General features: G+C 70.5%; 7 protein-coding genes. 4 read left to right on the top strand and 3 right to left on the bottom strand.

Going from position 1 to position 14087, the window contains the following annotated elements; genetic code table 11:
• Positions 1 to 60: 60 nt before the first annotated feature.
• From ACFY15_RS31660 to ACFY15_RS31670, 3 genes are all read right to left on the bottom strand, one after another.
• Positions 61 to 273, bottom strand: coding sequence for a DUF397 domain-containing protein (locus tag ACFY15_RS31660; protein WP_390688401.1), 213 nt, complete (start codon positions 271 to 273; stop codon positions 61 to 63).
• Positions 274 to 526: 253 nt separating this feature from the next.
• Complete coding sequence (locus ACFY15_RS31665; RefSeq protein ID WP_390688402.1) at positions 527 to 1411, bottom strand: helix-turn-helix domain-containing protein; 885 nt, start codon at positions 1409 to 1411, stop codon at positions 527 to 529.
• A 293-nt stretch (positions 1412 to 1704) separates the two neighbouring features.
• The gene (locus ACFY15_RS31670; RefSeq protein WP_079427798.1) at positions 1705 to 2445 is read right to left on the bottom strand and encodes a GPP34 family phosphoprotein; all 741 of its coding nucleotides are present in this window, start codon (positions 2443 to 2445) and stop codon (positions 1705 to 1707) included.
• A gap of 278 nt (positions 2446 to 2723) precedes the next feature.
• Between ACFY15_RS31670 and ACFY15_RS31675 the strand changes: the two genes are divergently transcribed.
• From ACFY15_RS31675 to ACFY15_RS31690, 4 genes are all read left to right on the top strand, one after another.
• Positions 2724 to 5633 carry a D-alanyl-D-alanine carboxypeptidase family protein gene (locus ACFY15_RS31675; protein ID WP_390826511.1) on the top strand — a complete coding sequence of 970 codons (2910 nt, stop codon included), beginning with the start codon at positions 2724 to 2726 and terminating at the stop codon, positions 5631 to 5633.
• Positions 5634 to 5762: 129 nt separating this feature from the next.
• Complete coding sequence (locus tag ACFY15_RS31680; RefSeq protein WP_390826512.1) at positions 5763 to 7592, top strand: MFS transporter; 1830 nt, start codon at positions 5763 to 5765, stop codon at positions 7590 to 7592.
• 110 nt (positions 7593 to 7702) lie between these two features.
• Positions 7703 to 7924, top strand: coding sequence for a hypothetical protein (locus ACFY15_RS31685; protein ID WP_390688405.1), 222 nt, complete (start codon positions 7703 to 7705; stop codon positions 7922 to 7924).
• A gap of 592 nt (positions 7925 to 8516) precedes the next feature.
• Positions 8517 to 14072 carry a DUF4011 domain-containing protein gene (locus tag ACFY15_RS31690; RefSeq protein ID WP_390826513.1) on the top strand — a complete coding sequence of 1852 codons (5556 nt, stop codon included), beginning with the start codon at positions 8517 to 8519 and terminating at the stop codon, positions 14070 to 14072.
• Positions 14073 to 14087: the final 15 nt, after the last annotated feature.

The following is a 14087-nucleotide window of genomic DNA, read 5'->3' on the forward strand; positions in this document are numbered from 1 at the left end:
CCTCGGCCAGGACGGCGGGCCGGTCGAGAGGGCTCCCGTGGGTGTCGCGTGTCGCGGGGTTCAGGCGAGGTGCCCCAGCCGGCCCTCGGCGACGCCGGTCACGAAGGAGGTCCAGGAACCGGGGGCGAAGGTGATCGAGGGGCCGTCCTGCACCTTGGAGTCGCGGACCGCGATCGCCTCGGTGACGGGGGACTTGACCTCGACGCAGGCGCCGTTTCCGCCGGAGTAGGAGGACTTGGTCCAGTTCTCGGTGCCGCCCTGACGAATGCCCATGGTTCTTCTCCGGTTCAGAGAGTGGTTCCGGGAGTTCCCGGCTGAACGCCGGCGCCAATTCCCGGGCCGACGTGATCGACGCTACCGGCACCTTCCGAGAGGGGAAGGAGACATTCACTCGACCGGGTGGCATATCCCATTCAGGCCTTCTGTGGCCGGGGACCGACGGTGTAGCGTGCCGGACCCCCCCCGCCACCTTCCTACTTCCCGCACACGCCCGACTACTTCCGGCTACCCGTGGGGGCGCCTTCGGCTACTTGGTCAGGGCCGCGTAGTGGTCGATGATCCCGGAGATGAACTCCCGGGTCTGTTCCACATTGAGCGCCTGTGCGCGCAAGTGCTCGTACATCACGCTGTATTTCTGGACGTCGTTCGCCTTCTCCAGGTACAAATCGCTCGTGACGCCCTCGATGTAGACCACCGTCGAGTCCGAGGCGTCCGGGAATTCCAGAATCGCGTACTGCCCGTTCACGCCCGGATGGGCACCCATCGAGAACGGCATCACCTGCACGGTGATGTACGGCTGCTGCGACTGCTCTATCAGGAACTCCAACTGTCGGATCATCAACTGGGGATCGCCCACGTGCCGGCGCAGTACCGCCTCGTCGATGACCGCCCACAGGCGCAGCGGCCCGACCTCCGGATTGTTGTTCTCCGTCTCGGACAGCCGCTTCTGCCGGTGCATCCGGACCTGGACGCGCTTCTCCACGTCGGCGGGCGCCGTCTCCGGCAGCGCGCCGCGGATCAGGGCCTGGGCGTACTCGGGGGTCTGGAGCAGCCCCGGGACCATCTGCGGCTCGTAGGTGCGCAGGCTGGCCGCGTCGGTCTCCAGGCCGATGTAGACGCTGTACGGGATGTCGCCGAAGGCGTGCCACCAGCCCTGCTGGCGGGAGTCCTTGGCCATCTGCATGAGCGAGTCCACCAGCCGGGGGTCCTCCACCTCGTACACCTCGCACAGGTCGCGGACGTCGCGCTGGCTGATGGAACGGCGGCCGTTCTCCAGACGGCTGATCTTCGACTGGGAGACGAGGAGGCGCTCGGCGACCTGCTCGGCCGTCATGCCCTTGTCCTCGCGCAGCTTGCGCAACTCCATGCCCAGTCGGCGGCGTCGGACGGTGGGATTGACATTGGACGCCACGGGATCGGCACCTCCGCCTTCTTCAGTAGCTGTCTCTCTGCGTGTCTGATGTTCAGCAGACTGCCACCGAAGGGTGCGACGGCGCTGGGGAACGGCCCGGAAAGCAGCCACGCGGGGTGGCGGGGCCGACGTATCGGCCCCGCCACCCCGCGTGTCCGCGGTTCGCGCACCGGGTCTCTGGGGGGACGGCCGGCTGCGGAGGTTGATCGGTGTCCCGCTGGTGGACCAAGGGGTGTAGCGGGTTCTGCGGCCCTCCGGGTCTCACGGCCCTTCGGGTCGTACGTGCCGTGCGCTCAGTGCGCGGCCGCGCGGGCCATCGCACCCGTCCGGCGCGGCTGGAGCGGCACGCCGCCCGCCGTGGCCCGGGCGGCCGGCTGCGGAGCCGGAGCGCGGTCGCGGCGCGGCTGTGCGGCCACGCCGTTCTGGACGTCCATGACGGCGTGCGCCACCAGACCGCCCATCGGGTCGTGCCGGATCAGGTCCCGCAGCCGGGACCTGGACGACCGCCCCTCGTTGCCGGGGTACAGGTGCTTGCCGAGTCCGACCGCGTGGGCCAGTGCGGCGAGCGCCGCGGTCCGCGGGTCCGGCGGTACACCGGTGCGGATCGCACTGTCGAGCCGGGCACGGATCTCCCGGCTGATCGCCGTGTCGGTCGCCTGGTAGCGAGTCGTCGGCAACACCCCGCACATCTGTCCCGCGACGGCATGCACCATGCCGCAGCGCTCCAGGTGCGCGAGGTAGATCTGGCGGAGCCCCAGCCGGGGTCCGCCGATCCAGTGGACCGCCCGTACCGGGCTGCCGCGCCTGCGCAACAGCTCCAGTGCGGAGTCCAGAGTCGGATCTCCTGTCGGCCGTGGCATCACCACGGCGATACGATCCCCGTCAGGGGCTATCCGTCCTGCCAGAGCCAGCTCCACTAGCTGTGCCCCGGCCAGGCCGAGGTCGAGCGACTGCGGCTGCGCCGTGGTACCCGTGGCCGGGTCCAGGGCGAGCAGCAAAAGCTCCTCTGGAATTGTTCTGCGGCTCCTGCCCATCCATGCCTCCCCGCGTGGATGAGTGACAGGGTGACGCCTCTCACATTCATCTGTCGAGAGCGCCTGGATGCTTTGTGGGGGAACCAGTAGCTATGTCGTTCTCGTCTAGCACGTGGGCGAGGCCCCCGAGACGGGACACTGTTAGACGGTTCGGGCAGTGACCGGACGGCGATCGAGGAGGAACGGTGGCGGGCGAGTCCCCCGACAAGTCGGTAAGTGAAGGAGCGTCGGGGGCGGCGAAGTCCTCACGGGCCGGGGAACAGGACCCGAGGGTCTCGGTGTTCCAGCCGCGTGTCCCGGTGAAGGACGCCCTGGCGGCCCGGGCGGGTGCCGTCGGCGCCTCGGACGCGGACGCGGACGCGGACGACAGCGCGGACGCGCGGGTGGACGGCGAGCCCGCGCGGGCGAAGGGCGCGCTGGTTCGCCAGGGTTCCGCTTCCGAGGGTTCCGGGTCCGAGGGTTCTGAGGAGACTTCGGAGACCTCCGCCCCCGAGGACGCGAACGGGAAGCCCTCCGGGCGGGACGCGGCCGGATCCGAGCGCACGGCCGTCTTCCGCACCGTCAGGCCGTCCTCCGCTGCGGCGGACTCCGACGCGGACCGCCCGGCGGACCCCGAGCCGGGTTCCGGTTCCGGTTCGGCCGGCTCCGGGAAGCCCGTGGGGGACGTGCGGACCACCGCCTTCGGCGTGGTGACCTCCGACCCCGCCCCGCGGGACGCGGACGCTCGCCCGGAGTCGACCGGTGGGCAGGATTCCGCTTCCGGCGGTGCCGCTCGGGCCTCCGGTGAGGACCGACCCGCGTCCGCGCATGCGGAGGGGCCGGCCGCGGGCCCGGGTCCCGCCGAGGCGGCGGCCGGTTCCGAGCGCACGGCCGTCTTCCGCACCGTCAGGCCGTCCTCCGCTGCGGCGGACTCCGACGCGGACCGCCAGGCGGACCCCGAGCCGGGTTCCGGTTCCGGTTCGGCCGGCTCCGGGAAGCCCGTGGGGGACGTGCGGACCACCGCCTTCGGCGTGGTGACCTCCGACCCCGCCCCGCGGGACGCGGACGCCCGCCCGGAGCCGGGCTCCGGCTCCGCCGACGCCCGCAAGCCGTCCGCCGGTTCCGAGCGCACGGCCGTCTTCCGTACCGTCAAGCCGGGCTCCGCCGCGGGCGAGGGCGGGGCGGCACCTGCCGGGCCGGGGAAGCCCGCCGCGCAGGACCCGCGCGCACCGAAGCCGGCGCCGGACGCCGCTGAGGCCGGGAAGGCCGCCGGGGAGGCCGGGGAGGCCGGGGAGAAGGCTCCCGCCGAGCCGTCCGAGGACTCCGAGCGGACGGCTGTCTTCCGTGCCGTGAAGCCGGGTTCCGCCCCGGCGGACGCCGGGAAGAAGGAGGACCCGGCAGGCTCCTCCGCGCCCGCGGCCGAGTCGGACCGGCGCACCGCCGTCTTCCGCACGGTGAAGCCGGGTACCCGTCCGGCGGACGGCGGCAAGGCCGCTTTGGGCGCTCCCGCCGCGCCCGGCAAGCCCGCCGCGCAGGACCCGCGCGCCGCGAAGCCGGCCGCCGAGTCCGACGAGCGCACGGCCGTCTTCCGCGCCGTGAGGCCGGGTTCCGCCCCGGCGGGCGCCACCGGCAAGGACGCGTCGGGGAAGGACGGGTCCGGGAAGGACGCGGCCGAGCCCGCGAAGCCGTCCGCCGACAAGCCGGACGCCGCCGACAAGCCGGACGCCGCCGGCAAGCCCGCCGCCGCGCCCGCGCCCGGGCAGAAGGCGGCTCCGGCCCCCGAGGCGCGGGTCAGCACGTTCGTACCGCTGCGCGGTGAGGGCGGGCCCGCCCCGGCCCCGGCCGCCCCGAAGCCCGACCCGGCGACCGCCCCCACGGTGCGGCGGCTGGACCCCAGCGAACGCACCACGCAGCAGCCGCTGCCGCCCAGGCCGCCGCTCGACATGCTGGCGGACCTCACCAACAACCCGCCCCCGCCGCCCAGCCCGATGCGGACGGTCGTACGGCGGGTCAAGATCTACGCGCCGATCGTGCTGCTGCTGGTCGTGGTCCTGGCCGTCGTGCAGCTGGTGCGCCCGCTGCCCGCGCCCCGGCTCGTGCTGACCGCGAAGTCCCAGTTCACCTTCCCCGGCGGGGCGCCCGACCTGCCCTGGCCCACCGAGGGCCAGGCTTCGATGGCGGCCGCCGGCCTCGGCACGATCGGCTCGTCCGGCGAGCAGAAGCCCGTGCCGATCGCCAGTGTCACCAAGTCGATGACGGCGTACATCATCATGCGCGACCACCCCTTCAAGAAGGGGGAGAAGGGCGCGATGATCGACGTCGACAAGACCGCCGAGACCGAGGGCCAGAAGGACAAGTCCGACAACGAGTCCACCCTCAACACGGTCAAGGAGGGCGAGAAGATCTCCGAGTACGACGCGATCGCCGCCCTCATGATCCCGTCGGCCAACAACATCGCGCGGCTGCTGGCCCGCTGGGACTCCGGCTCCCAGGAGGCGTTCGTCAAGAAGATGAACGACACCGCCAAGCAGCTCGGCATGACGAACACGACCTACACCGACCCCTCGGGCCTGGACGCGACCACCGTCAGCACGGCCGAGGACCAGGTCAAGCTCGGCCTCAAGATCGTCGAGCTGGACGCGCTGGTGGACATCACCCGCAAGCCCAGCTGGACCGACCAGACGGGCAAGAACTGGCCGAACTGGAACCGCCTCGTCCCGTACAACGAGTCCCTCGGCATCAAGACCGGTACGACGACCAAGGCCGGTGGCAACCTGCTCTTCGCCGCCTACAAGAAGGTCGGCGACACCAACCAGCTGATCGTCGGCGCGGTCCTCGGCCAGCACAAGCCGCCGATCATCGACACGGTGATCGCCGCGAGCCGCAACCTGCTGGTCGCCACCCAGAAGTCCCTGGAGGGCGCGCCCGTCGTCAAGAAGGGCGATGTCGTCGGGTACGTGGACGACGGCGTCGGCGGCCGGACCAAGGTCGTCGCCACCGCCGACGTCCAGGCGGTCGGCTGGTCCTCGTTGACCGTGGACATCAAGCTCGGCGACGGCGGCACCAAGATTCCCGAGACGGCGAAGGCCGGCACGGCGGTCGGCATGCTGACCGTCGGCGACGGGGCCAGCCAGGTGAAGGTCCCGGTGGCGCTCCAGTCGGAGCTGGCCGCGCCGGGCGTCGGCAGCAAGCTGACCCGTATCGGCTGATACGGGCCGCAGGGCGCAGGGCCGCAGGCGGCGCCCCGGGCAAGCCCGGGGCGCCGCGGTGCGTCCAGGGAGCCGGGACGGGACTCGTGTGTCGTGTCGGGAAGAGGTGTCGGGAAGAGGGCGTCGGTCGTGACCACAGTTGAGCAGAACGAGCCGGGGAGCCGGGTGCCCGGACAGAGACGGCCGCCCTCCGCCGGCCGGCCGGAGGGCGGCCCCCTCGCCCGGGCGCACCGCCACCCGGTGGCGATCGCCACCGCCGCGGCGGCTGTCCTGCACGTCGTCTGGTTCTTCTGCTTCGCCAACAGCGGCGGGGACCTCGCGGCCCAGGACGCGTGGGCGGAGTTCGTCGGCCGGCACCCGGACACGGCGTACAACCTCGCCTGGTACGGGGGGATGCACCCGGTCTCGTACAGCGTCGTGTCCCCGTACGTCATGCACATGCTCGGCGTCCGGACCACGATGATGATCGCCGGGACCTGCTCGGCAAGCCTCCTCGCTCTGATCCTCACCCGCTGCCGGGGCGCCGTCCGGCGCCCCCTGTGGCCGGCGCTGGCCGGGGTCTACGGGCTGTTCTGCAACGCCCTCTCGGGCCGTGTCACCTTCGGGCTCGGGACCCTGTTCGCCCTCGGGGCCGTCGCCGCCGTCTTCTGCTGGCCCCGCAAGTGGGCCCGGCGGCGCTGGGCCAAGGCCGCCGTCGCCGCGCCGCTGGCCGGGCTGGCCACCGCCGGGAGCCCCGTCGCGGGGCTCTTCCTGGGGGTGGTCGCGGCCGCCCTGTTCCTGAGTGGGCGGCGCCCGGGCGCGTACGCGCTGGGACTGGCCCCGGTGGCCGTGGTGGGGCTGTCGGCCTGGCTGTTCCCCTTCTCCGGGACCCAGCCGATGAAGATCGGCTCGGCCTGGCTCCCGTTCGTCTTCGGGCTGGCCATCGCCTTTCTCGTGCCCAAGTGGTGGAAGACGGTCCGGATCGCCGCCGCCGTCTACGCCCTCGGGGTGTTCCTGACCTGGGTGGTCGACTCCCAGATCGGCTCGAACGCCACCCGCATGGTCATGCTCTTCGGCGGAGCGGTCCTGCTCGCGGCCCTCCCGTACGAGGCCCCGCGCACCCGGCGCCGGTACGCCCTGCTGCTGGCCTTCGTGGGCCTGACCGCCTGGATCACCACCAACAGCATCACCGACATCGTCCGCACCACCCCGGTGGCCGCCTGGAACCGCGAGCTGGCCCCCCTGGTCGACCAGCTGCAGAAGGCCGGCGCCGACCGGGGCCGGGTGGAGGTGGTCCCCGCCAGCAGCCACCGGGAGTCCTCGGCCTTCCCCGCGTACGTGAACCTCGCGCGCGGCTGGAACCGCCAGGCCGATTTGGAGCGCAACCCGCTCTTCTACGACGACACCCTCAGCGCCGAGAGCTACCGGGCCTGGCTGGGGCGCTGGGCCGTGCACTACGTGGTGCTGCCCGCGGACAAGCCCGACTCCGGCGGCGAGGCCGAGGCCGAGCTGCTACGCGGGGGGCTGCCGTACCTGCGGCAGATCTGGGGCGACGAGAACTGGCGGCTGTTCCAGGTGGACGATCCGACGAGCCTGGTGACCGGGCCGGCGCAGGTCGTCCGGGCGGGTGCGGAACAGCTGGTCGTCGACGTCCGGGCGCCCGGCCGGGTGCTGGTGCGGATCCCGCACTCGCCGTGGCTCGGCCTGGTGGACGACTCGGGGAAGGCCGTGGAGCCCCCGCAGGAGACCCCGGCGTCGAAGGCGCGGGGCGCGGCGCGGTCCGGAGCGCCGAAGGAGTACGCGAACACCGCCGGCTGCCTGGCCAAGGCGGCCCCCGACGGCGAGGGGGACGTGTGGACGGAGCTGCTGGCCCCGGCGCCGGGGGAGTACCGCATCGCGGCGAAGTACCAGCTCCCGCGCGGCACGCCCTGCCCGGAGGAGCTGGTCCGCGCAGGCCAGGACACCCCGGGCCGGCCCTGAGCCGACCCGGGGAGGGGCCCGTTTCCGCCCTATCCAGGTGCATAGGTCCGTATATCTGCATACGATCCCAGTAATTGGATCGAGTGCTTCCCGAAGGAGTTGACGACGGGATGAGCAAAGAGCAGAAGCAGGACGTCCAGGCTGCCGTCGCGAAGGCGGTGGAACAGCTCCAGCTGAACACGCGTCGCACGCAGGGCAACGGACCCCACCACGGCTTCGAGGGCCCCCTCCGCACCAAGGTGAAGGGCGGGGCGCACACGAAAGCGGACCTCAAGCGGGCCAACACCCCCCAGGGCGACCGGATCGGCGAACGCAGCAGGGGCCTGAGCTGACGCGGCGGTACAGACGAAACGGCCCGGAGCGTGATCGCTCCGGGCCGTTCCCGACTGTGCCCCCGGCAGGATTCGAACCTGCGACACCCGCTTTAGGAGTGGGATCGAATCCGTGCCGGGCGGTTCCAGACCGTGCCGCGCGGTGCTGTTCTGCCTGATCAGCGCCGCGCGGCACGGTGCCTGATCCTGCGTGTGACGCCTCGTGCTGCCCCGTCCGCTCACGCATCGCGCACGCACGAACCCTCCGCTTGAGATGTATGGCCGCAGGTCGAGGTCGGTTCTTCCGCTCGTCTCGGCGATGGCCGCGGGTGGTTTGGGAGCGAAGGACGCACTTGATTGGCTCGTCTCCTCCCTGTGCGCAAGGGGGCTGTTTCTTCGTCCGGATGTGCCCTGACATGGGAGATGCGTCTGGAGTTGTCCCCCAGACGTCGTGGCGGCGCGCCGCTATGCTTCACCCATTTCGTCTACTGCCTTCACGGCATCTTCATCAGTGAGGGAGCTGCGCTGTATGCCCCGTCAAGGCTCGCTGCCTTCCGCGGACCGCGCTCGGCTGGACAAGCTGCTTGCCTCATGGCGTGGCTCACTCATTGACTTGAGCTTCCGTAACCGGCTGCTCAACTATCAGCGCCGCTCCTCGTCCGCTGGCATGGATCTGGTCGAGCCCGGGCTCGCCGGCGTCCTGGAAGGGCTATCCCGAGGCTGCACTTTCTCTGTCGTGCGCCACGAGAAGCCTGATGACGAGACCACGGGTTCGGCGCCGGCCATCGCGGCGAATCCGGCGGGTTCCCTCGCCGGTGCGAGGGGGATCGACACCCCCGCGTCCCGGGCCGGAGTCGGAGGTGGCCGACCTGGTGTGCAGCTCAAGACTTCCAAGACCACCCAGGCCGAGCAGGTCCGGCACCTGCGGCGCCTGGCTCTGGTCGCGCGGGAGAAGTTCAACGACTACGGCCTGTGGGTTCTCCATCTCGGCGTGGGCTTCCTTGAATGGACGCCGGCCACGTCCGCCGAGAAGAGTTTCAGTTCTCCCTTGGTGATAGTGCCGGTCGTCCTGGAACGGCGCCGTGGGGACTCGTACGTTCTGAAGACCAATACGGATGAGGAGCCATCCCTCAACCCAGCCCTTGCCATCAAGATGGGCGAGTTGGGTATCGAATGGCCGCGTGTCGACCAGGTGGACCACCGTGACATTCCGGAGCTGCTTGCGCGGGTACGCCACGCGGTGGCCGGCGTGCGCGGTTGGAGGGTCACCAACCGGGTCGTGCTGGACACGTTCAACTCCAGCAAGGAGGTCATGTATCGGGACCTCTTGGATAATGCCGACCGTGTGCAGGCTAGCGCCCTCGTGCGAGCCATCGGGCTCGGCGCCGACTCCGGCATAGCGTCCGGAACCTTTGCCTTCGACCCCGTCGACACGGATCGCATCGACGAGGTCCAGCCGCCCGAGAACGCCCCCCTGGTGCTCGACGCGGACTCCTCCCAACGGCAGTGCGTCGCCGCCGCGCTCGAAGGCCGCAGCTTCGTGATGGATGGACCGCCCGGCACCGGCAAGAGCCAGACGATCACCAACATGATCGCGGGCCTGCTGGAGCAGGGCCGCACCGTGCTGTTCGTCAGCGAGAAGGCGGCAGCACTGGACGTAGTCCGCAACCGCCTCGGCGATCTTGGTCTCGACGACTACGTCCTGGCGTTGCACAGCAACAACATGGGCCGGAAGCAAGTGGCGCAGGAACTCGGCCAGGCATTGCAGGCGCCCCGCCGTACCTCGCCCGGCAGCGCCCAGGCGGACCTCAACCGCGCTCGCCAACTACGCAAGGAACTTTCCGGATACGCGGCGGCGATGAACGAGATCCGGCCCGGTCTCGACGCGAGCCTGCATGATGTCCTGGGACGGATCTCCCTTCTCGACGATTCCCACCCGCTACCCCCAGCCCCCGCCTTCGACGCGGTGGCGTTCAGCGCCGAGCGACTTGGCCAGGCGACGGTGGCGGCCCGCCAGGTCAGCAGGTCGTGGCGGCCGGCTGCGGAAGGCACCGCGTTCTCCTGGTACGGGCTGACAGCCACCGGAGAGCCGCTGCAGGCGCTCGACCTCGCCACCGAGACCCTCGTCGAGCTGGAGACGAGGTTGCTGCCGCACGCGGATCTCCTCGTCGACCTCGGCTGGCAGGGAGTTCGGGACGTATCCCGGCTGACCGCTCTTCTCCGGATCGCCGGTGCGCGGCCGACTCTGCCGTTCCCGTGGCTGACCGCCGAGTACCACGGTCTGACCACAGCGGTGGCAGACTTCCGACGCCGCCTGGACGCGGTCATCGACGCCGAGCGGTCGGCGGAGCGGACACTCGGCAGGGCATGGGACCAGCTGCCGGCCGAAGTGGACGCCACGCCGAGTCCTGAAGAGACCGCTCTCGCGACTCTGCTGCCCCCGGCCATCGATATCAGTGCGCTCACCACTGATGCCGCGCGCGAGCTCGGGGGCCGCCTCGAAGCCGACGCCATAGCACTCGATGAGGCAGTCAAGTCGCTGGCGGCGGTTGCCGCGATGTACGGCCTGCCGGCCCCCGAGACCTGCGACGAAGCCCTTCGTCTGGGCCGCCTCGCCGACCTGGCGGGGGACTCCGACGATGCCAAGCCGCTGGCGGCATGGCTCACCCGAGAGGGCGCGGCTGGTGCGAGGACCGCCGCACAGGCCCTGCGCGAAGCCGTGGACCGCCTGAGTGCGGCGCGGAAGAAGGCCGAAGGGATCTTCACGGACCGGGTATTGCAGGAAGACTCCCTCGAAGACGTGGCGCACCGGTTCGCCACGGTGCACCGGTCCATCACTGCCAGGCTGACAGCAGCATGTCGCGCCGACCGGCGGTTGGTGAGGTCACTCCTCCCCGACGGCGGCAAGTGCACCAAGGAGGTGCTGGCCACGCTGCCGGCGGCGGTGGCCTGGCAGCAGGCGGCACGGACCCTGCACGCTGAGGTCGGCCACCACGCAGCGGCCCTTGGCAAGCACTGGCGGGGCGAGGACACCGACTTCGATGGCCTGGACTCCCTCATAGCACGGGCCGATGAAATCCTGGCGCTCGCTCCCCGGGTGATCAACCAGGACGCGTTGGCACGCGAGGTGGCTTCTGGGGGACAGCCGCGTACTGCAGCGAGGAACACCGCAGAGCAAGCTGCCGCCCGGCTGACCGAATGGCGGGACTCCCTCGTGCTTCCGCCCATGCCTGGGCCGTCGTACGAGTTGGAACCGGGAAGTCTCCGCGCCGCCGCGCAGTGGAGTCGCGCACATGTGGCGCCGCTGCGAACCGCGGAGCGCTTGATGCGGATCGTGGAGCAGACGGCCGTCGCGGACGGAGGCGCGGCCGCGGCGCCCGGCACCTGGACTCTCGCCTCCGCACGCACGGCAGTCCGTACCGTACGGGCGACGCGTGCCGCCGTGTCGGAGTTCCTGTCGAAGGAAGACGCGGACCGGGAACTCCTCGGTGACCTTTACACGGCCAGGAGCACCAAGGTGCCCGACCTGACCGCCGGCCTGGACTGGATCGCCGCTCTGCGTGAGTCGTGCGGGCTTCAGCAGAAGACTCTCCTGAGCGCGTCCGCCGCAGAGATCCTCTACCGGGCGGAATCCGACACGGAACTGGAAGCCGCTGCGGACGCGTGGTCACGTGCCTCAGGGGCGCTGGCGAATCTGTTCCGTCCGGAACGCGCCGAGCAGCTGCGTCAGTCGTTCGCCGATGGCCAGGACGCGGCCGTAAAGGCGCTGGCGGTCCTGGACAACGACCGGGGCGGTCCTGACGAGTGGCGCGCTTACGACATCGGACGCAGCTCCCTCGACGACCTGGGCCTTGGGGACCTGGTGGACCGGGCGGTGCGCCGTGGGGTCACTCCGGCAGACTTCCCAGACGTGGTCGAACGTGCGGTGCTCCGCGCATGGGCGGATGTCCAACTGGCAGACGACCGGCGGCTGGCCACCTCCCGGTCCGCTGACCGTGACGATCTCGTGGCCGGCTTCCGGAAGCTGGACGCGAGACTGGCCGACCATGCCCGTCTGCGCGTCGTCCAGGCGTGTGACGGCCGCCGCCCGCGGAGTACGAGTACGCCGGGTGCGGCGCTGCTCAAGCGCGAGGGCGAGAAGAAGAGTCGGCACAAGCCCGTGCGGGAGCTGCTGGAGGCTGCCAGGGACACGGTGTCACGGGTCAAGCCATGCTTCATGATGAGTCCGCTCACCGTGAGCCGCTTCCTGCCGTCCGACCTCGTCTTCGACGTGGTGATCTTCGATGAGGCGTCGCAGGTCCTGCCGCAGGACGCCATCAACTGCGTCTATCGCGGACGGGCACTGATCGTCGCCGGCGACCAGAAGCAGCTTCCGCCCACCGCGTTCTTCTCCTCTGCGGACGACGATGAGGAGGACCGCGAGGACGAGGAGGCCCCGGACAGGTTTGCCTCCGTGCTGGACCTCTGCAAGGCGAGCGGACTGCTGGAAAGCCTTTCCCTGCGCTGGCACTACCGCAGCCGTCACGAGGACCTGATCGCCTTCAGCAACCGGGAGTTTTACGACGAGTCGATGACGACCTTCCCGGGCGCTCATGCTGAGGGTGAGGATGTCGGTGTCGCCTTCTACCGTGCCACGGAGGGCGTCTACCGTTCGGGGGCAGCCGCCCGGAACAACCCCGGGGAGGCCGAAGCGGTGGCCCGCCGGGTCCTCCACCACTTCAGTACGCGCAAGGGCAGGTCGCTGGGCGTGGTCGCGCTGTCCCAGTCGCAGGCCGTCGCGATCCAGGACGCTGTGGACGCGGCCCGGCAGAGCCGCCCCGACCTCGACGAATGTTTTTCCGAGGACCGGCTGAACGGATTCTTCGTGAAGAACCTGGAGAGCGTGCAGGGTGACGAGCGGGATGTCATGATCCTTTCCGTCGGTTACGGCCCCGACGCCCAGGGCAAGTTCTCGAAGAACTTCGGCCCGATGAACAAGGCTGATGGCTGGCGCCGCCTGAACGTCGCCGTGACCCGAGCGCGCTACCGTGTGGAGGTCGTGGCCTCGTTCGAACCGGGTGAGCTGGGAGACACCGGTAGCAAGAGTTTCCGGCACTTCAGCCGCTATCTGAGGTACGCGCAGAGCGGGCCGTCCGTGCTCTCCCAGGAGGCAGTGGACCCGGACGCCCAGCCGGAAAGCCCGTTCGAGGAATCCGTACTGGCGGTGCTCCGTAACTGGGGTTATGACGTACAGCCTCAGGTCGGTGTCGCGGGCTACCGCATCGACCTGGGCGTCCGGCATCCGGACCGACCGGGCCTGTACGCGTTGGGCGTGGAGTGCGACGGTGCCATGTACCACTCCTCGAAGGCGGCACGCGACCGTGACCGTCTGCGCGAAGGAGTGCTGCGAGGACTCGGCTGGGAGTTGCACCGGATCTGGGGCACCGACTGGTACCGCGACCGGTCCGGAGCCGAAGCCCGGCTCCGTGCTGCGGTCGATCGCGCGGTGGCTCTCGTCAGGACGAGCCCCAGTACCCCGCGTGTGATTGCGGGCGGCACGGCGGAACCGGAAGCACCATCGCCGCGAGCCGAATCGCGGAGCGCGTTTGCACAGCGGCCTTCTGCGGCTCGGGGTAATGGAACCCGGACCGCCGCAGCCTCCCCTCTCTCCGCGCGGCGGAGTGGAACTGTGCCAGCACCGCGGAGCGACGAAGCTACTCCTGCCCCCCGGTATCCGGTATCGGCATTGGCCGAGACCTCCCGTCGCCGTGTCGAGAACGAACTGTCCCAGATTCGCAAGTATCTGCAGCAGCCGGAGCCCGTGGACCCCGCCACCGATTACCGGGTGCGCGCCGATAACCGGCGTCATTGGGAGAAGCGCTGTGCACAGCTCAAAGAGCGCGCCGCCTTCCTGGAGACCTTCCTCAAGACAGTGCCCTCCACTCCTCGCGCGACTGGTGGAAAGATGGTCGCCCCTGGTCGTCTGATCGGCCTGACCTTCGGCGGGTCCACAGACGTCGAGGAGTACGAGATCACTTCTCAGAGCCCCGCGATGGTGGGGGGCGAGGTGCTCAGCCCGTCGTCGCCCCTTGCCGCTGCCCTGCTGTGGCGCATGGCTGGCTCCCCGGTTGAGTACGAAGACGGCTCGGGGAAACGGCGGACCGCGCACATCCGACACGTTCGCGACTGAGTGGAACTGCACGTT

It is taken from the genome of Streptomyces sp. NPDC001373 (genome assembly GCF_042895815.1).
In the GTDB taxonomy this organism is placed as follows: domain Bacteria; phylum Actinomycetota; class Actinomycetes; order Streptomycetales; family Streptomycetaceae; genus Streptomyces.

Excerpts from the sequence above, each read along its gene's own strand:
- ACFY15_RS31670 (WP_079427798.1), bottom strand. The coding sequence starts at position 2,445 with ATGGGCAGGAGCCGCAGAACAATTCCAGAGGAGCTTTTGCTGCTCGCC.
- ACFY15_RS31660 (WP_390688401.1), bottom strand. The coding sequence starts at position 273 with ATGGGCATTCGTCAGGGCGGCACCGAGAACTGGACCAAGTCCTCCTAC.
- ACFY15_RS31685 (WP_390688405.1), top strand. The coding sequence starts at position 7,703 with ATGAGCAAAGAGCAGAAGCAGGACGTCCAGGCTGCCGTCGCGAAGGCG.